18 protein-coding genes are annotated in these 18661 nt (G+C 35.9%); 9 read left to right on the plus strand and 9 right to left on the minus strand.

Going from position 1 to position 18661, the window contains the following annotated elements:
* The 6 genes from O1Q80_RS06135 to O1Q80_RS06160 are packed head-to-tail and all read left to right on the plus strand — an operon-like array spanning position 1 to position 8297.
* Entirely contained in the window at positions 1-2133 is a 2133-nt protein-coding gene (locus tag O1Q80_RS06135; protein ID WP_386693731.1) for a glycosyltransferase, read from the plus strand.
* Between the two features lies 1 nt (position 2134).
* On the plus strand, positions 2135-3214 hold the full coding sequence (locus O1Q80_RS06140; RefSeq protein WP_386693733.1) for a hypothetical protein: 1080 nt from the start codon (positions 2135-2137) through the stop codon (positions 3212-3214).
* On the plus strand, positions 3214-4044 hold the full coding sequence (locus O1Q80_RS06145) for a hypothetical protein (protein ID WP_386693734.1): 831 nt from the start codon (positions 3214-3216) through the stop codon (positions 4042-4044). The genes O1Q80_RS06140 and O1Q80_RS06145 overlap by 1 nt, the downstream gene beginning before the upstream one ends.
* A 28-nt stretch (positions 4045-4072) precedes the next feature.
* The gene (locus O1Q80_RS06150; protein ID WP_386693737.1) at positions 4073-5068 is read left to right on the plus strand and encodes a glycosyltransferase; all 996 of its coding nucleotides are present in this window, start codon (positions 4073-4075) and stop codon (positions 5066-5068) included.
* A 1-nt stretch (position 5069) separates the two neighbouring features.
* Positions 5070-7064 (plus strand): capsular polysaccharide biosynthesis protein, encoded by a 1995-nt coding sequence (locus tag O1Q80_RS06155; protein WP_386693739.1) that lies wholly within the window; start codon positions 5070-5072, stop codon positions 7062-7064.
* A gap of 15 nt (positions 7065-7079) precedes the next feature.
* Complete coding sequence (locus tag O1Q80_RS06160) at positions 7080-8297, plus strand: capsule biosynthesis protein (protein ID WP_386693741.1); 1218 nt, start codon at positions 7080-7082, stop codon at positions 8295-8297.
* Positions 8298-8359: 62 nt separating this feature from the next.
* Here O1Q80_RS06160 and O1Q80_RS06165 read toward each other — a convergent pair whose 3' ends face one another.
* From O1Q80_RS06165 to rsxA, 9 genes are all read right to left on the minus strand, one after another.
* A complete protein-coding gene (locus O1Q80_RS06165) occupies positions 8360-8620 on the minus strand; it encodes a Txe/YoeB family addiction module toxin (protein WP_386693743.1) in 261 nt (86 codons plus the stop codon).
* Entirely contained in the window at positions 8610-8867 is a 258-nt protein-coding gene (yefM, locus tag O1Q80_RS06170) for a YoeB-YefM toxin-antitoxin system antitoxin YefM (RefSeq protein ID WP_386693744.1), read from the minus strand. Before yefM ends, O1Q80_RS06165 begins: the two co-directional genes overlap by 11 nt.
* A gap of 73 nt (positions 8868-8940) precedes the next feature.
* Positions 8941-9576, minus strand: a complete 636-nt coding sequence (nth, locus tag O1Q80_RS06175; protein ID WP_386685874.1) for an endonuclease III — start codon at positions 9574-9576, stop codon at positions 8941-8943.
* Positions 9576-10226, minus strand: a complete 651-nt coding sequence (locus O1Q80_RS06180; RefSeq protein ID WP_386693746.1) for an electron transport complex subunit E — start codon at positions 10224-10226, stop codon at positions 9576-9578. The genes nth and O1Q80_RS06180 overlap by 1 nt, the downstream gene beginning before the upstream one ends.
* A gap of 11 nt (positions 10227-10237) precedes the next feature.
* Positions 10238-10825: an electron transport complex subunit RsxG gene (gene rsxG / locus O1Q80_RS06185; protein ID WP_386693749.1), complete on the minus strand. Its 588-nt coding sequence runs from the start codon at positions 10823-10825 to the stop codon at positions 10238-10240.
* Positions 10822-11898 carry an electron transport complex subunit RsxD gene (gene rsxD, locus O1Q80_RS06190; RefSeq protein WP_386693750.1) on the minus strand — a complete coding sequence of 359 codons (1077 nt, stop codon included), beginning with the start codon at positions 11896-11898 and terminating at the stop codon, positions 10822-10824. Before rsxD ends, rsxG begins: the two co-directional genes overlap by 4 nt.
* Position 11899: 1 nt before the next feature.
* Positions 11900-14440 (minus strand): electron transport complex subunit RsxC, encoded by a 2541-nt coding sequence (gene rsxC, locus O1Q80_RS06195; RefSeq protein ID WP_386693753.1) that lies wholly within the window; start codon positions 14438-14440, stop codon positions 11900-11902.
* Positions 14440-15018: an electron transport complex subunit RsxB gene (gene rsxB / locus O1Q80_RS06200; protein WP_386685888.1), complete on the minus strand. Its 579-nt coding sequence runs from the start codon at positions 15016-15018 to the stop codon at positions 14440-14442. Before rsxB ends, rsxC begins: the two co-directional genes overlap by 1 nt.
* Before the next feature lie 3 nt (positions 15019-15021).
* On the minus strand, positions 15022-15600 hold the full coding sequence (gene rsxA, locus O1Q80_RS06205; RefSeq protein WP_386685890.1) for an electron transport complex subunit RsxA: 579 nt from the start codon (positions 15598-15600) through the stop codon (positions 15022-15024).
* A gap of 274 nt (positions 15601-15874) precedes the next feature.
* On the opposite strand from rsxA, the gene prfA reads away from it, so the two are divergent.
* The 3 genes from prfA to O1Q80_RS06220 are packed head-to-tail and all read left to right on the plus strand — an operon-like array spanning position 15875 to position 18656.
* On the plus strand, positions 15875-16957 hold the full coding sequence (gene prfA / locus O1Q80_RS06210; protein WP_386685892.1) for a peptide chain release factor 1: 1083 nt from the start codon (positions 15875-15877) through the stop codon (positions 16955-16957).
* Entirely contained in the window at positions 16957-17829 is an 873-nt protein-coding gene (gene prmC, locus O1Q80_RS06215) for a peptide chain release factor N(5)-glutamine methyltransferase (protein WP_386693755.1), read from the plus strand. The genes prfA and prmC overlap by 1 nt, the downstream gene beginning before the upstream one ends.
* Entirely contained in the window at positions 17826-18656 is an 831-nt protein-coding gene (locus tag O1Q80_RS06220) for a SirB1 family protein (protein WP_386685896.1), read from the plus strand. Before prmC ends, O1Q80_RS06220 begins: the two co-directional genes overlap by 4 nt.
* Positions 18657-18661 lie beyond the last annotated feature (5 nt).

An 18661-nucleotide genomic window follows, 5' to 3' on the forward strand; every position in this document is an offset into this window, starting at 1 on the left:
ATGGCAAGAAAAAAACGTAATGTTGTCGTACTTTCTTCGGCAAATAAACCTCACGTTGAATTACCTATTGAACAAGCGAGTGATTCTGTGGTGGTGCAGGATGAAATTAAAGCTCTAAAATTAGAGTTAAGAGAATGGCTAGACACACAAACTCAGCAGTATAATCTATTGAAAGATGCTTATCAGCAAGATCTCCATAAGTATCAAGGAAATATTGCGTTTTTAGAAAAGCAGTTAAAAGAGTTATCTGACAAATACAAGAAAAAAGAAGCTGAATTTCAGGCTATCAAAGATAAAACAAGTCAAGCTAAAAAGAAAGCTGAAAATACCTTGTCATTTAAATTAGGTAATACCCTAATTAACTCAACCAAGTCTTTTGGTAACTTTTTTTCATTGCCAATGGATTTGTGGAAGTTGCGTAGTTTCTTGAAAAATAAAAAAGATTTTATAGAACTACCAAATGTAGCCCGAAGTGTATTTGATGCTAGTTCAGAAGCTGTTAAAAAAATTACTGAAAAAAAATTGAATTTCAATAAAGGATTAACATTACTTGATCCAATTTCGGAACTTTGTTGGAAAAATGAATTTATTGGTTTTCCTTTGGTTCGTTCTGAGTTTGAAAAGCAAATTAACAATTCCACTGCTGGATTCGCATTTTTTGAGAGTGCTTGGAGAGCAAATAAAGGTTCTTGGATATATGCTTTTACGTCACCAGAATTAAAACACAATAATGCACAAGCGTTATTAGCAGCCATTGACTTGCTTAAACAGAGAAAGATTCCAATTATTTTTTGGAATAAAGAAGATCCTATGCATTATGAAATGTTTAAACCAATAGCTCGTTACGCTGATTATATATTTACGACAGATGCTTTAGTTGTTGATAAATATAAAAAAGAGTTAGGAAATGAGAATGTTTGGGCATTACCTTTTGCTGCTCCAATTAAAACAACTAATCCAACTGGTCGTTTTTCCCTTGATACGGAAAGTGTTTGTTTTGCTGGTACATATTATGCTCAAAACCATGAGAATAGAAAAAAACAAATGGATATTATTTTACCTGCTTTGCTGAGTAATAATGGAGCAATATATGATAGAGCTTCCAAAGATACTTCAGGTAAATATGCATATCCGCAACAATATCAAGAAATTGTAAGAGATGGTGTTGATTTTAATGAAATGATGTCGTTGTATAAGAAATTTAAGGTGTTTTTAAATGTAAATACCATTACGCAATCAACTACCATGATGTCTCGTAGAGTGTATGAATTGATCGCTTCGGGAACACCAGTTGTGTCAACACCTTCTAAAGCAATTACGGAGCAGTTTCCAGGTATTGTTATTACAGTAAATAATGAATATGAGGCGGAGCTTGCAGTCAAAAAACTTCTGAATGATAGTTATTATTGGCATAAACAATCAACTATAGGTATAAGAGAAGTTATGGCTCATCATACCTATGAGAAACGATGGGAGTATATACAATCTGTTATAAATGGATATGTAGAAGAAGTATCATTGCCTAAAATTCAAATTATTGCTTTGTACCATGGTTATATTCCACTGGATACCTTTATTGAATCATTAATTAATCAAGCTAATGTGGAAATTAAAGATATTATATTAGTTAAACCAGATAGAATTTCAATTAATGAGTCTGACTTAGAAAAATATAAATGTGTAAAATTATCCAGATTAAGTGAATTTAATTTGAAAAAGTATGTTTCACCAGATTCTGAATATACATTTTTAACTGATGATAGAGTTATTAATTATAGACAATCCATATATGGGCTATTTTTGTCATTTACTTATTCTGAGTATTCAGCTGTATCAAGAAGTCTGTATTACAGATGGAATGAAATTAGTAAAAATAATGACTATTCTATTGATAACCCTAATTGGTATCAGGCTTTTTCAGATGTGTCAACATCTTGTGTCTTATTAAAAAATAGTGATGTAGATAAGTTTTTATTTGATATTAATAAGAAAACATTTAAATTAAAAAATGGTGATAAAGGCATTTTTATGATAGATCCATTTAATGTGTTGTTTATTGGTTCTACACCTATTGAGAGTAAAGAAAAAATCAACAATATTATTTATCAAACATCATCATATTTGGGGGTGTAATATGAAATTTATTTTATTTGATTCTATTTTGGAAAGACATTTAGGTGAAAGTTTGCAACGAGCTTTAACGAGCTTAGGGCATGAAGTAGTTTTTACAGATCTTATATTGCATGGACATTCTATGGTTTCTAAGCAGAAAGATATTGACTTTATGTGGGAAAAAGTAAAAGAGATTTGCAGTCAAAAAGCAGACTTACTCGTTTCATTTCGCCCGATGAATTTATTACCTGAAATGCTGGAATATATTAGAAAAAATATGAAAACAGCAATTTGGTTATCTGATGATCCTGTTCTTTATAAAACATGTTATTCAAAAGTGGTTGATCATTATGATTTATTATTGCACTGTGGTTATGCTGATGTGATGGATTTCTATGAAAAAAATAATCATCCCAAAGGCTTTAACTTCCCTTTTTGGACAGATCATAAAAGTTTTCCTAACGTCTATAACCCATTATATTCTGAGTATGAAATCGTATTCCTTGGAAATATGAATGGACAAGTAAGAAGAAAGCGTTATATGGAGCTTGCTGAATTACCTTTTACAAAAAAAGTATTTGGGTTAATTGATTCAGATCCTTTTGCAATGCATGGTGGTTTTATTAGAGAAGGATATTTAAATACCGATAAAGTATCAGATGTATTATCAAAAGCAAAAATTGGTGTTAGTATTCCACAGTTTTTCATAGAGTATAATGGGTTGGATTACGATTTTCCAGAACTAGCTAAGTTAGGTTATTTTCAATTTCCAAGTAGGGTTATACAATATGCAGCCAGTGGATTACCCATTGCAGCGATTGGCGATAAACGTATGCAAGAAGCTTTTCCTGAAATATTTGTCGCTAATAAAATATCTGATTTACAAGAATATATTCATAAAGTAACACAAGATTATAATTTTGCTCTTGGGGAATCGAAAAAAATACTTAACCGATTCCGTAGTAATTATTCTTCACTATCTAGGGCATTAATGTTGATAGATATTGTTAGTAATTTAGATAAATTACAAAATATGAGTACGTACGATAGATCAATATTATTTATGAACTATAATGCAGATTACAATGAAGGGACTTACTAATGTATAACATAAAAACTTATGTTGATAGTAAATTTTTAATAGATAGTGATAAGCGTGAGATTAGTTTTAAGTACGATATTAATGATATGCACTTGTCTTCTTATCTATATATAAAAAATAATACAAATAAGTTATTTGTAGTTCTGAATGGAGCACTTGGAAATAATAGAACAACAGCTCTAACTTATCAGCGGTATTCTTGGCATCCCCTATTTTCAGGATCTGTTTTATATATTGCTGATCCAACCTTATTTAAGTATGATTTGTTATCTTTGGGGTGGTATATGGGAGATAAATACACACCCATATATCCTTATTTAGTGGATTTTATTTTAGCTGTTTGTGAAAATTTAAAGCTCCAACCTAGTAATGTAATTCTGTATGGTTCAAGTGGGGGTGGTTTTTCGGCATTACAATTAGCTTCTTATATTGGTAACAAAGCACTAGCCGTGGCAATTAATCCGCAAACTAATATTATAGAATATCCATACAATCATCGAGATAATTTCTTAGCTCAATGTTTTTCTGCATCTAAAAATGATTATGAAATGTTATCTAGCAATCGTCATTTTAATGCTATTGAAAATATAAAAATGAACAATACTAAAATTTTATATATTCAAAATGATTTAGATACCTTTCATGTAAAGCACCATTTTTATCCATTAATAGAAGCAATGGATATACAACATTGGAAAAAAACGTTTACGATTGATGAAGAAAATAAATCAAATATACAAATATTATGGTATTCCCATGAATCAGGGCATGCGGCAGAACCTAAAGAATCTTTGCCAGAAATTATGACTGCCATTGACTATATGGTATAGCTATAAATTTTAGTGTAGCAAGACTATTATGAGAATTGCCCTTATCGCCGATAACCTAACCAGAACATCATTACTCCTTACTAATGATATTCTGGTTGTGGATGTCAATTTAGGCTTAATGGATTGGAAAGTAGTTCCTGATTGTGACTTTCTCCTTGTAGAATCGGCTTGGAACGGCTACAAAGATCGCTGGAAATATAAAATTGCATCTTATCCAGATTACCCTAAACGAACTAATGAAAAATTAGTTCGTTTAGTTGAAAAAGCAAAGGATAAAGGTATTCCAACAGTATTTTGGAATAAAGAGGATTCAGTACATTTTGATCGATTTATTGACTCGGCAAAACATTTTGATCATATTTTTACGGTTGATGAAAATTGTATAAAAAAATATCGATCTATTGTTCCTGCATCAACAACCGTTGATGTAGCGATGTTTCCTGTACAACCGAAGATTCATAATTTTCAGGGCTTTCATTTTAAACATAATAGTGCAAATTTTGTTGGTAGTTATAATAACTCGATTCATAGTGAAAGGCTTAATCACCAAGAAATGTTATTTGGTGCTGCCCAAAAGGCAAATATGGCATTAACAGTATTTGATCGTAATTCAAATCGAAAAAATAAAATGTATCGTTATCCAAATGAGAAATTTAATTTTATGGTAAATAATACTGTGGATTATATCCATACATCGGATATTTATCGTGATTACTTAGTGTCACTTAATGTCAATACGATTACAGACTCCCCAACGATGTTTTCACGCCGAGTGGTTGAAATTTTGGCTTGTGGAGGGATTTTAGTTTCTACACCAAGTGTTGCTATGGAAAAATTATTTCGAGATTATTGCCATATTGTTCATAGTGAAGAAGAGGCAGTAGAATTACTTACTCGATTAAAATACGGTGCAACTAAACAGGACTTAGAAAAAGCAAGAGCTGGAGTAGATTTTGTGTTGAATAATTTTACTTGGTCACAATTTATAACTAAGATACAGAACGTTATTTTGAGTAAAAAATAATATGTTTTTTTCTACCATTGGTTTATATAAGCAAAAAAAGCGATTAGCATTATTACTTAAAGGTAATGAATTCCTTAATTCTTGCTTATTTTGGGGAAGAAAGCACCTCATTCGTGAAAAGATTGCTGAGAAACTAGGTATTCATTCTTTATATTTAGAAGACGGCTTTCTTCGTTCAATAGGTTTAGGTGTACAGGGTTATCCATCTTATTCTTTCGTTGTTGATGATTTAGGAATTTATTACGACACCACAAGACCTTCAAGATTACAGCAATTAATTCTTGATGCTGAGTTTAGTCAAGTAGATTTGGATAATGCAAAGCAAGCAATGCTATTGATTTGTCAATATCAACTGTCCAAATATAACCATGTGCCTAATTTTGAATTTAATGCAAAGCATAAAAATAAGCCAATTATTTTAGTGATTGATCAAACCGTTGGTGATATGGCGGTAAAATATGGACAGGCTGATGAAAATAATTTTCAACAAATGTTACAGGCTGCTATTGATGAAAATCCTGATTGCGAAATTTGGATAAAGACACATCCTGATGTAATTTGTGGTAAAAAAAAGGGCTATTTAACTGGTTTGAATAATCCAAAGATTAACCTGTTGAGTAATGATGTTAATCCGATTTCTTTATTAAAATCAGTGGAAAAGGTTTATTGCGTAACATCACAGATGGGTTTTGAAGCCTTGATGTTAGGTAAAAAAGTGATTACTTTTGGTGTTCCTTGGTTTGCTGGCTGGGGATTAACTGATGATCGCCATAATAACATGGGTAAAAAAGTACCAAAAAATGACCGCACTTTATTGGTACTTTTTGCGGCAGCTTATTTAAAATATAGTTGTTATATCAACCCAAACACAGGGGAACAGGGTACGATATTTGATGTAATTGATTCTTTAGTGTATGAGAAATATTGGGCAAAACAATTAAAAGGGGATTTTTATTGTGTAGATGTTTCTTTATGGAAAAAATCAGTAATTAAACCTTTTTTTAATTTCCCCAGTTGTAGATTATATTTTATTAGTTCTTTAAATAAATTAAAACAGATGCTATTACCTGAACAAAGTAAATTGTTAGTTTGGGGAAATGGGAAAAAAGAATTATTAGACTATGCTGAAGAACATAATATTCCCATTATTAGAATGGAAGATGGTTTTATTCGTTCAGTAGGATTAGGTTCAAATCTAACTGCACCATTATCTTTAGTAGTCGATGATTTAGGTATTTATTTTAATGCTCAAAATCCATCTCGATTAGAGTGGATCTTACAAAACCAATATTTTGAGCAATCTGATTTAGAAACAGCAAAAGAAATAAAACATCGTTTAATTCAACAACGTATTGGGAAATATAATGTAGGGCAAGGTGTTGTTAATTTACCTAAAACACCTAAAACTAAAATATTAGTTGTGGGTCAGGTAGAAGATGATGCTTCTATTATGTTCGGTTCACCGCAGATTAAAACTAATAAAGCATTACTGCAAAAAGTGAGAACTGAAAATCCTAATGCTTATATTATTTATAAACCACATCCTGATGTAGTGAGTGGTAATCGTATGGGGGACGTTGCGGCTGATGTATTAGCAAAATATGCTGATCAAATTGTTATTGATGCAAATATTTTGGATTGTATTGAGCAAATAGATGAATTGCATACTATGACATCATTAGCAGGTTTTGAGGCTCTATTACGTAATAAAAAAGTGGTTTGTTATGGTTTGCCATTTTATGCAAATTGGGGATTGACGGAAGATAAAACTTCCTTATCTCGTAGAACAAGAAAACTTACACTAAATGAATTAATTGTTGGGGTTTTAATTTATTATCCAATTTATTTAAATCCGAATACGGGTAGAATAACAAAGGTTCAATATGTTATTGAATTACTCAACCAACAGAAAAAAGAAAAATCGCTTTCCTTTAATCGTTCTTGGTTAGTTAAGCAATTAGAAAAATTAAAACAGCTTTATTATGCAGTTAAATAACATTGTGATAAAAATATGATTAAGCATAATTTAATAGATTTAGTTGATAATGGAAAAAATATTCTATTATTGCAAGGTCCGATAGGTTCATTTTTTTATGACCTAGCGACTTATTTGCATAATAAGCAGAAAAATGTATTTAAAATAAATTTAAATGCAGGTGATGAATATTTTTTCCCTGAGAATGACTCTTTTCATACTACAGCATATCGTGACACAATAGAAAATTTTCAGAATTTTTTAAGTCAATATATTTCATACCATCAAATTGATTCATTAGTTTGCTTTGGGGATAATCGCTCCTATCATATTATGGCTAAGATTCTTGCCGAACAATTTAAATTAAATTTTTGGGTATTTGAAGAAGGATATTTTCGTCCGCATTATGTGACGTTGGAAAAAATGGGAGTAAATGCTTATTCATTAATTCCTAAAAATGCTCAGTTTTTTCTTGAAAAAATATCTAATTTAACTGCTCCTCCCGAAGTAGAATCTTCTGCTAAAGGTTTTTCCACCTTAGCGAAGATAGCTATTTGTTATTATGTAAATACTTGGTATTATCGTAAAAAATATCCTGATTATCAACATCATCGATCGCTAAGTATTAGGTTTTATGCTAGAAGTTGGCTATGGTCTGGGATAAAAAGAGCATGGTATTATATTAAAGATTTTCGGTTTAAACATTTTGTTGAAAACGGTAAATTTGGGGATTTTTATATTGTACCTTTACAGGTTTATAATGATAGTCAAGTTAAAGTGCATAGTGATTATTTTGGTGTAAAAGAATTTTTACTTGATGTGTTAGACTCTTTTTTACTCTTTGCTCCAAAGCATTTAACCCTAATTATAAAACATCATCCTATGGATCGAGGATTTACCGATTATACTCATATTATCAATGCTTATATCCATCGTTATCCACAATTAAAACGGCGATTATTTTATGTGCATGATGTGCCAATGCCTGTATTTTTACGTCATGGCAAAGGAATGATTACTTTAAATAGTACATGTGGTGTTTCTGCACTATTACATAATATGCCTGTTCTCACATTAGGACGAGCTAACTATGATTTTGCTGGATTAACATATCAAGGTGATTTAAAAAGTTTTTGGCATAACCTACAGCCTCCAAACCCTAAAGTGTTTGAGGCATTTAGGTTATATCATTTAAATAAAACACAAATTAATGGCAGTTTTTATAATCAGGTTTATTTATCTGAATTTGATTGATTTTCTTCTCATTAGTTAGGTAGCCAAGTTTATATTTTATAAAATATATGTTTTTGGGAGTGTTAATAATGATAACGGCAAGCTACGAGCTGAATTTCATCATTGTTGATAGCGTAAACTAAACGATGCTCACCATCAATTCGCCGTGACCAAAATCCTGATAAATTATGTTTTAAGGGTTCAGGTTTACCGATACCTGCAAAGGGTGTGCGTTCAATATCGTTAATTAATTCATTGATTCGTTTGAGGACTTTTTTATCGGTAGTTTGCCAATATAAATAATCTTGCCAGCAGCTATCAGTAAACAGTTTCTTATATTTCATCTTTTAGTTCTCTTTCAACCACTTTACCATTCCGCAATTCTTCAATAGACGCTAATAAATGGCGGGCATTGGCAGGGGAACGTAAAAGATAAGCAGTTTCTGTCAGAGCCTCAAATTCTGCTAACGACATCAATACACAACTTTCCCCTTTAGTTCGAGTAATAGTAATAGTTTCTACATTATTTACTGTTCGTGCCATTAAACTTGCCAGATTTTGGCGAGCTTCGCTATAAGTAATGGTTTGCATATTTTTTCTCTCTCTTATTAAATGTTGTACAATATATTGTACGTATGTGCTATGGATGTGTCAAAGTGTTTCATTAAACGTCAGTCTTTTCCTTAAACTCACACAAATCTTCAATTAAACAAGATCCACATCTTGGTTTTCTGGCAATGCAAGTATAGCGACCGTGTAGAATCAACCAGTGATGAACGTCAACTTTGAATTCTGTTGGCACAACTTTTAATAGTTTTTCTTCCACTTTCACGACATCTTTCCCTGGGGCAAATCCAGTTCGATTAGCAACTCGAAAAATATGAGTATCTACCGCAATAGTGGGATGTCCGAAAGCGGTGTTGAGAACCACATTAGCGGTTTTTCGTCCTACGCCCGCAAGAGCTTCTAGGGCTTCTCGGTTTTCAGGTACTTGTGAATGATGTTTTTCAATTAAATCTTTACAAGTTTTAATGATATTTTCTGCTTTGCTGTTAAATAGTCCGATAGTTTTAATGTATTGCTTTAAGCCGTCCACCCCTAAAGCATAAATTTTTTCAGGCGTGTTTGCCACGGCAAATAGTTTCTCCGTAGCTTTATTCACGCCTTTATCGGTTGCTTGTGCAGATAATATAACGGCAATTAATAGTTCAAAAGGTGAACTAAAATTCAGTTCTGTGGTGGGATGCGGATTGTTATCACGTAAGCGCGTTAAAATTTCAATGCGTTTTTGTTGGTTCATTATTTTTTCTGTTCTAACTTATTTTTAAATGCCAAAATTAGTCCTAACCCGATAAATGCACCTGGTGGAAGAATGGCAAGTAATAGATTGCTGTCATTATGGAAAAGTTCAATACGTAGCACTTTCGCCCAATCACCAAGTAATAAATGAATACCGTCAAATAATGTACCATTTCCGAAAATTTCGCGTAATGCACCTAATAAAAACAGGCTTAAAGTCATACCTAATCCCATGGCGAAACCATCAAAAGCGGAATGTAATAGGGTATTTTTGCTAGCAAAGGCTTCAGCACGACCGATTACAATACAGTTGGTGACGATTAATGGAATAAAGATCCCCAGTGATTGATATAAGCTATAAGTATAAGCATTCATGAGTAATTGAACCACTGTTACGGTAGTAGCGATAATCATGACATAGATTGGAATACGAATTGCATGGGGAATGTGGCGGCGGAATAGCGACACCATTGTATTGGTACAAATCAATACAATCATTGTGGCTAAACCCAAGCCTAGGGCATTAGTTGCTGAATTAGACACTGCCAATAAAGGGCAAAGCCCAAGTAGTTGTACTGTTGCTGGATTATTCCGCCATAAACCTTGCAGAAAAAGGCTGTGCCAAAGGCTTTCTGTTTTTGATTCTGTCATAATATTTATCACTATTTATTAAGTACTTCCAACGCTGAACGTTTTACCTGATTGACCACCGCTCTTGGTGTAATGGTTGCTCCAGCGAATTGATCAAATTTACCACCGTCTTTTTTTACTGCAAACTCGTCTATATTATCTAGGCTGATTTTTTTGTGGTTAAAACTTAAAATCCAGTTGGAAATACGAGTTTCTATTTTATCACCTAAGCCTGGGGTTTCATGATGTTCTAGCACTCGAACGCCTAAAATCTCACCCTCGGGAGTCATGCCGATTAATATCCGAATATTGCCCGCATAACCATCTGGAGCGGTGGCTTCAATCGCATAAGCGGAAATCTTGCCGTTTAAGAGTGCGGTGCAAATTTTATTAATTTCTGGCGTTTTGCGTTCATCACAGTTATTCATTAAATCATTGTCAAAATAACGTTGTGGCATCACTTGTAATAATAACTCTTGCTGTTGCATTGCAATGGCTTCATCAATTTTATCTTTAGTTAGCAAATAAATGCCACCTGAAATTGCGGTGCAAACTGATGCAACAAAGGCAAGTAATAAACCATATTGACTGGCAATTTTACCAATATTTATTATCTTCATCTTCTCTCCGTATGTCCAGCCACTCTTGGACGGCTATAATGATCGATTAATGGTACGCAAATATTCGCCAATAAAACCGCAAAAGCAACACCGTCAGGGTAGTTGCCGTAAAAGCGGATTAGGCTTACCAGTATGCCAGTTAAAGCTCCAAAAATCAGCTTACCAGTTGGCGTAATGGAAGCACTAACAGGATCAGTGGCAATAAAGAATGCACCAAACATAGTCGCTCCCGTGAATAACTGCCAAATGGGGCTGGTGGCGATAGGTGAAAGTATCCAGTTTAAGCATGCCATGATGAAAAGTGCGGTTAAAAATGCCACAGGAATTTGCCAGTGGATAATCTTTCTCCAAATTAAAAACAATCCACCGAATAAAAAGGCAAGATTAACCTGTGTCCAGCCGATACCGTTTAATGCTGAACTGAACGGTAATATTGCAGAGAAAATAGGTGATTGACTTAATTCATTAAAAGAAAATACCGCACTTTTAGCCCCCGTTTTCACGGCATCTAATGGCGTAGCGGATGTGATGCCGTCAATGCTTGCGACTAATTGATGTAAGCTAAAGCCATCAGTGGTAATCCCTGAAAAGATTAGGTGGCAACTATCAGCCAGTGTCGGTGGTTCGTTTAATAGGGAAATCGGTGGTAGCCATGCTGTCATTTGGACGGGGAATGAAACTAATAACACCACATAACCAACCATTGCAGGGTTAAATAAATTTTGCCCTAAACCACCATAAACGTGTTTTCCGAAAATTACCGCACAAAATATACCGCTTAAAATTATCCAGTAGGGAGCATAAGGGGGAATAGCCATGGCTAAAATCAAGGCTGTTAGTACCACACTGAAATCAGAAATATAGAACAAGGCAGTTTTTTTGCGTAAATAAGTCACCACATATTCTAATAGCAAGGCGAAACTTACTGCTAAGGCAGTTTGAATCAGCACGCCAAAGCCAAAGAAATAAAGTTGTACACCGAATGCAGGTAACATTGCAAAAATCACCCATAACATAATACGGGCGGTCAATTTACCTGAATGAGTATGTGGGGAACTTGCAATTCTAAACATATTATTCCTTATTTTCTTGTTTCATTTGTGCTTGAGCTGCTTTTTTAGCTTTAGCTCGAGCAATAGCGGCAGCAACAGCGGATTTTTTCGGATCGATTTCTGTTGTTTCTGTGCTAATCGAGTTTTCCTTAACATTTTCAGCACTTTGTTGCTGAGCTTGTTTTTTAGCTTGAGCCTGAGCGATGATCGCAGCAATTGTCGTTTTTTTCGGGACAATTTCCATTGTTTCTATACTAACCAAGTTTTGCGTAACAGATTCAGCAGTTTGCTGTTGAGCTTGTTTTTTAGCTTTAGCTCGAGCAACAGCGGCTTTTTTCGGATCGATTTCCGTTGTTTCTTCTGTACTAACCGAGGTTTCCGTGACAGGTTCAGTGGTTTGTTGTTGAGCCTGTTTTTTAGCTTTAGCTCGTGCAATGGCGGCAGCAACAGCGGCTTTTTTCGGATCGATTTCCGTTGTTTCTTCGGTACTAACCGAGTTTTGCGTAACAGGTTCAGAGGTTTGTTGTTGAGCCTGTTTTTTAGCTTTAGCCCGAGCAATGGCGGCAGCAACAGCGGCTTTTTTCGGATCGATTTCCGTTGTTTCTTCGGCACTAACCGAGTTTTGCGTAACAGGTTCAGCGGTTTGTTGTTGAGCTTGTTTTTTAGCTTTAGCTCGTGCAATGGCGGCAGCAACAGCGGCTTTTTTCGGATCGATTTCTGTTGTTTCTTCTGTACTAACCGAGGTTTCCGTGACAGGTTCAGCGGTTTGTTGTTGAGCCTGTTTTTTAGCTTTAGCTCGTGCAAGAGCGGCAGCAATAGCCACTTTTTTCGGATCAACGGTACTGTTTTCTTCTAAAATTGGCTGATTTTGCACCGCACTTTCTGTGGTATTTTCAGTTATATTTTGCTGTTGTTGGCGAGCCAAACGTCTTGCTTTACGTTCTGCCATAATATCAGAATTATCTGGCAATACTTCGCCTTTATTTTCATCAATAATGGTTTTAATTTCAGTGAATTCTTTGGCGTTTTCCTGTTTTTTCGCTTTTAATCGTTCTAACGCTGCGGCGACAGGATCGATGCCTTTACTGTTCGCTACTTCTTGACGGCGATTTTCGGCTGCTTTTTGAGTACGTTCTTTGCGAGCCTGTTCTTCTTTTTCTAAACGGGCTTGACGTGTTTCAAAACGAATTTTGGCTTCTTCCGCTTTTTTCGCTTTATCAGCGATTTCCCAAATTTTAGCTTTTTCTTGGCGGAAATATTGAATTAATGGAATATGGCTTGGGCAAACGTAGGCACATAGTCCACATTCTATACAGTCCATTAATTGATATTGTTGTGATTTCTCGTGATCTTCGCTACGTGCAAACCAATAAAGCTGTTGAGGCATTAAATAATAAGGACAAGCATCTGAACAAGCGGAACAACGAATACAGGATTGTTCTGCTGGAGGTGGTGTATATTCAAAATGATCAGGAGCAAGTAAACAGTTAGCTAATTTGGTTACAGGGGCATTTAAATCGGGCAATGCCAAGCCCATCATTGGACCGCCTAAATAGACAGGCAATCGCTCATCTGCTTGATAACCCGCTTGTTCTAATACAAAGGAAATCGGTGTGCCAAAACGCACCCATTGATTGCCTTTATTTGGGATTTTATCGCCAGTAAGTGTTACCACTCGCTCAATCAGTGGTTCATCATTGATCACGGCTCGCTTGATTGCAAATGCCGTGCCGACATTTTGCATATACACGCCAATACTAGAAGAACGCTTACCACTTGGCACTTCTATGCCAGTCAGAATTTTGACTAAAGTATTAGAATCACCAGATGGATATTTCGTTGGAACAACTCGAATATCAATATCATTCGCCCCATGCAAAGCAAATTTCAAGGCAGACACGGCTTTGGGCTTGTTATCTTCTACCGCAATAACCACTTTTTCAGGGCGAAGAATATAACGTAAGATTCGTACTCCTTCAATAATTTCATCTGCATAATCACGCATTAAACGATCATCACAGGTAATATAAGGCTCACATTCCGCCCCGTTTATAATCAACAATTTCACTGCATTTTGGGCGGAGTTTACTTTGGCTGCGGTAGGGAACACTGCACCGCCTAAACCAGCTACGCCTGCTTGATAGATTTTCTGAATTAATTGTTCTGTACTGAGTGTTAAGAAATCATCAATTGGTTGTTGTTCACGCCATTGATCTTTGCCGTCCGCTTGGATATGCACAGCTAACTCGTTTAAGCCTGAGGGATGTGCCGCAATATAAGGAGAAATATCCGTTACGATGCCTGAAGTCGGGGCGTGAACAGGCAAACAACGCAAACCATCGCCTTGGGTGAGAGGTTGTCCTTTAAGAACTTGATCGCCAACTTTGACTAATAAATTGCCAGCTGTGCCTAAATGTTGTTTTACTGGCACATAGAATTTGTCTGCCAAAGGTGCGGTGGAAATTGGCGTAGAATTGGACTGTGATTTCATTTCAGAGGGATGAATACCCCCGTGGAAATCCCAAAGTTTACCTGATTGATAGCGAGTTAATACATCAGCCATTATTCACCCACCACCATTTTATTGTCATATTTAATTGGAATGACCATTTTGGGATCAAATTTCCAGTTCCAGTGATCAATTTGTTGTTCAACTTTTTCCATAGTAATACAATCGGTTGGGCAAGGTGCAACACAAAGCTCGCAACCTGTACAAAGATCGGCAATAACTGTATGTAAGGCTTTATTGGTACCGATAATGGCATCAACAGGGCAAGCCTGAATACATTTTGTGCATCCGATACACATATCTTCGTGAATAAAGGCAACTTTGATTTCAGGTTCTACTACGTCATCCATGGCGGGGACATCAACGCCCATTAATTCGGCAATTTTGACAATAGTTTGTTGTCCACCTGGAATACATTTGGTGATCACATCACCGTTAGCAATAGCTTCTGCATAGGGTTTACAACCAGGATAACCGCATTGACCACATTGAGTTTGAGGTAAAATAGCATCTATTTTTTCTACAATGGGATCAGCTTCTACTTTGAGTTTTATCGAAGCAAAACCCAGTACCACGCCAAAAATTAAGGCGAGTATAGCAATGGCGATTAACACATAATATAAGGTTGTCATTAATTAGGCTCTCACTAATCCAGCAAACCCCATAAAGGCAAGGGACATCAGCCCTGCAGTAATCAAGGCAATGGATGCCCCACGAAATGGTAATGGTACATCGGCGGCAGCAAGGCGTTCACGCAAGGCAGAAAATAATACTAACACTAAAGAAAAGCCTAGTGATGCTGAAAAACCATAGACGACCGATTCAGTTAAATTATGAGCTAAATTAATATTCAATAATGCCACACCAAGCACAGCACAGTTAGTGGTAATCAATGGTAAGAAAATCCCCAGTAAACGATAAAGTGTTGGACTAGTTTTATTAATCAGCATTTCGGTAAATTGCACCACTACCGCAATAACTAAAATAAAAACTAAAGTACGTAAAAATTGAGCGTTAAATGGGGCTAAAATATAGGTATCTACTAAATAGGCACTCAAAGATGCTACAGTCATCACAAACATAGTCGCCAAGCCCATGCCTATGGCGGTATCCACTTTTTTGGATACCCCCATAAACGGGCATAAACCGAGAAATTTCACCAGCACAAAATTGTTAATCAAGGCGGTGGAAATGATGAGTAAAATATATTCCATAAAATCAGTTAAGGTATTGTTATCAGTAAAATTCGTGAGTTAATCTTGCGTATTATCCTTGTTTTGAGCGGTGAGAACAATAAAAAAATAGATTTATTCCAAAACGCCGTTAATTTTCACCGCAGTTTTGTGCTAGAATACGCAAAATTTTTTAAGAAATAACACCCATTGTGGTGGCATATTGCATATCTGCTAAAACCGCAATTCAAGCATTAGAGCCTATGCACACACCCCTACAATGTTAACAGATTTTATTTTAAAGGTTAGTCCAATAATGAAAGCCAGTATTATTAGTAAATTAGACAGTTTAAACGAACGCTACGAAGAATTAGAAGCCCTATTAGGCGATGCGTCCGTGATCAGTGATCAAGATAAATTTCGTGCTTATTCCAAAGAGTACGCTCAATTAGAGGACGTAGTAAAAGTCTTTGCTCGCTGGAAGCAACTGCATGCTAATATGCAAGAAGCAGAATTATTGCTTGACGATCCCGATATGAAAGAAATGGCGGAAATGGAAATTGAAGAATGTCAGAGCGAAGTAGAAAGTTTAGAACAACAGTTACAAATTTTGTTATTACCGAAAGATCCGAATGATGAATATAATGCTTATTTAGAGATCCGTGCGGGTACTGGTGGCGATGAAGCGGGGATTTTCGCAGGGGATTTATTCCGTATGTACAGCCGTTATGCAGAAAGTAAGCGTTGGCGTATAGAAACCTTGAGTGCCAACGAAAGTGAGCAAGGGGGCTACAAAGAAATTATCGTCAAAATTTCTGGCGATGGTGTGTATGGTCAGTTGAAATTTGAATCGGGTGGGCATCGCGTACAACGTGTGCCAAAAACCGAAAGTCAGGGGCGGATTCATACCTCAGCTTGTACAGTAGCGGTGATGCCAGAATTGCCTGAAAGCGAATTGCCAGAAATTAATCCAACCGATTTACGGATTGATACTTATCGTTCATCAGGGGCTGGTGGTCAGCACGTCAACACTACCGATTCAGCGGTACGAATTACCCATATTCCAACGGGTATTGTGGTAGAATGTCAAGATGAACGTTCACAACATAAGAATAAAGCAAAAGCCTTGTCAGTATTAGCTTCTCGCATTGTGCAAGCTGAGCAAGAACGTCAAGCTGCGGAACAAGCAGATACTCGCCGTAATCTATTAGGCTCAGGGGATCGTTCTGATAAAATTCGTACTTACAACTATCCACAAGGTCGAGTGACCGATCACCGTATTAATTTAACCGTGTATCGTCTTGATGAAGTCATGAATGGCAAAATTGATGAACTTATTCAACCGATTATTACCGAATACCAAGCGGATCAGTTGGCGGCGTTGTCGGAACAGGCGTAATGAATATCGCACAATGGATCGTTTATGCCAAACAATACTTAACCGAAAATTTAACCAACGATCCATATTTAAACGCCAAAACGGATAGTTATTTATTATTACAATTTGTTACTGGTTACTCAAAATCGCAATTAATGGCATTTAACGATCGGGAATTGAGTGAAAAAAATTGCGAAAAATTAACCGCACTTTTAGCTCGCCGAGCCAAGGGCGAGCCAATCGCTTACATGCTTGGTGAAACTGAATTTTGGTCGTTGAATCTAAAAGTATCACCTGATACCTTAATTCCACGTCCCGATACCGAAATGTTGGTGGAACACGCATTAATTCTCGCTAAAGAAAAAATACAACAAAACGGCGAAGTGTCAATTTTAGATTTAGGTACAGGCACGGGGGCGATTGCGTTAGCTTTGGCTGATGAGTTGAAAAAGTGCGGTGCAAAATATCGCATTTTAGGTGTGGATCTGGTGGCTAGTGCGGTGGCATTAGCTCGACAAAATGCAGAGCAAAATGATTTGCTTGATGTAGAATTTCAACAAAGCTCGTGGTTTCAAAATATTGCTGAATGCTTTGATATTATTGTCAGTAATCCGCCTTATATTGATCCGCAAGATCCACATTTACAGCAAGGTGATGTACGTTTTGAGCCTTTATCTGCTTTGATAGCAGAAGATCAAGGTTATGCAGATTTACAAAAAATTATTGAAAAAGCACCGCAGTTTTTACAACCACAAGGTTGGCTTTTGTTAGAACATGGTTGGCAACAGGGTAAAAAAGTGCGGTCATTTTTGACAAAAAATTTATGGCACTCGGTACAAACTGTCAAGGATTATGGTGGTAATGAACGAGTTACATTAGCAAGGTTAAAATGAAAATAGATTTACTCAAACAATCTCTTTACTTAGAAATGGAAAGTTTCTATTTAATCACCACGGAAGATGACGGAGAAGATTTACGTACAATTCGTTCTTTGATGGGTGGATTGGTGCGAAAAGCTCGTAAGGTTATTCCAGCGGATGATGATGTGAGAGTTAAAATCCATAAATTGTTACAATTAATGTATGGTGATTGGGGCTTTGAGTGCGATCCACAACATTATTTTCAAGCGGAAAATCTGTATTTAAGCTATGTACTACGTTCGCACCGTGGAATGCCAGTCAGCCTAGGTTGTATTCTGTTGTATTTAGCGGATAAATTAGCGTTACCATTGTATCCTGTGATGTTCCCAACCCAGCTCATTTTGCGTGCTGATGTGGATAATGAAGTGGCATTTATTGATCCTTGGGACGGCAAATATTTAAATCAGCAGGATTTACAAAAGCTCTACGAAGGGGCGTTTGGCTTTGGGGCAACGATGTCACAAGAAGACTTAGCTGTTGCCAAACCACATGAATTGAGAGAACGCTTTGCCCAACTGGCAAAAAGCTGTTTAATTCGGGAAGAACATAATGATGCGGCATTGAAGTATATTGAAAGCCGTTTGTTAAACTATAAATATGATGACTATCCTTATAAAGCATTTGAACCTTACGAACGGCGAGATCGTGGTTTAGTGTTAGCCCAAATGGGGGCATATCATGCAGCTGTGGAAGATTTGCATTATTTTGTAGAAAAATGCCCCGATGATCCAACGGCATTCATGCTAATGGCTCAACTGCCTGAAATTGAAAAAGAATTGCATAACGATTTATTACACTAAAAAGG

The organism is Lonepinella sp. MS14435 (genome assembly GCF_042485795.1).
Lineage (GTDB): Bacteria > Pseudomonadota > Gammaproteobacteria > Enterobacterales > Pasteurellaceae > Lonepinella.

Coding starts and splice junctions, on each gene's coding strand:
- O1Q80_RS06135 (WP_386693731.1), top strand. CDS start 1: ATGGCAAGAAAAAAACGTAATGTTGTCGTACTTTCTTCGGCAAATAAA.
- O1Q80_RS06140 (WP_386693733.1), top strand. CDS start 2,135: ATGAAATTTATTTTATTTGATTCTATTTTGGAAAGACATTTAGGTGAA.
- O1Q80_RS06145 (WP_386693734.1), top strand. CDS start 3,214: ATGTATAACATAAAAACTTATGTTGATAGTAAATTTTTAATAGATAGT.
- O1Q80_RS06150 (WP_386693737.1), top strand. CDS start 4,073: ATGAGAATTGCCCTTATCGCCGATAACCTAACCAGAACATCATTACTC.
- O1Q80_RS06155 (WP_386693739.1), top strand. CDS start 5,070: ATGTTTTTTTCTACCATTGGTTTATATAAGCAAAAAAAGCGATTAGCA.
- O1Q80_RS06160 (WP_386693741.1), top strand. CDS start 7,080: ATGATTAAGCATAATTTAATAGATTTAGTTGATAATGGAAAAAATATT.
- O1Q80_RS06165 (WP_386693743.1), bottom strand. CDS start 8,620: ATGAAATATAAGAAACTGTTTACTGATAGCTGCTGGCAAGATTATTTA.
- yefM (WP_386693744.1), bottom strand. CDS start 8,867: ATGCAAACCATTACTTATAGCGAAGCTCGCCAAAATCTGGCAAGTTTA.
- nth (WP_386685874.1), bottom strand. CDS start 9,576: ATGAACCAACAAAAACGCATTGAAATTTTAACGCGCTTACGTGATAAC.
- O1Q80_RS06180 (WP_386693746.1), bottom strand. CDS start 10,226: ATGACAGAATCAAAAACAGAAAGCCTTTGGCACAGCCTTTTTCTGCAA.
- rsxG (WP_386693749.1), bottom strand. CDS start 10,825: ATGAAGATAATAAATATTGGTAAAATTGCCAGTCAATATGGTTTATTA.
- rsxD (WP_386693750.1), bottom strand. CDS start 11,898: ATGTTTAGAATTGCAAGTTCCCCACATACTCATTCAGGTAAATTGACC.
- rsxC (WP_386693753.1), bottom strand. CDS start 14,440: ATGGCTGATGTATTAACTCGCTATCAATCAGGTAAACTTTGGGATTTC.
- rsxB (WP_386685888.1), bottom strand. CDS start 15,018: ATGACAACCTTATATTATGTGTTAATCGCCATTGCTATACTCGCCTTA.
- rsxA (WP_386685890.1), bottom strand. CDS start 15,600: ATGGAATATATTTTACTCATCATTTCCACCGCCTTGATTAACAATTTT.
- prfA (WP_386685892.1), top strand. CDS start 15,875: ATGAAAGCCAGTATTATTAGTAAATTAGACAGTTTAAACGAACGCTAC.
- prmC (WP_386693755.1), top strand. CDS start 16,957: ATGAATATCGCACAATGGATCGTTTATGCCAAACAATACTTAACCGAA.
- O1Q80_RS06220 (WP_386685896.1), top strand. CDS start 17,826: ATGAAAATAGATTTACTCAAACAATCTCTTTACTTAGAAATGGAAAGT.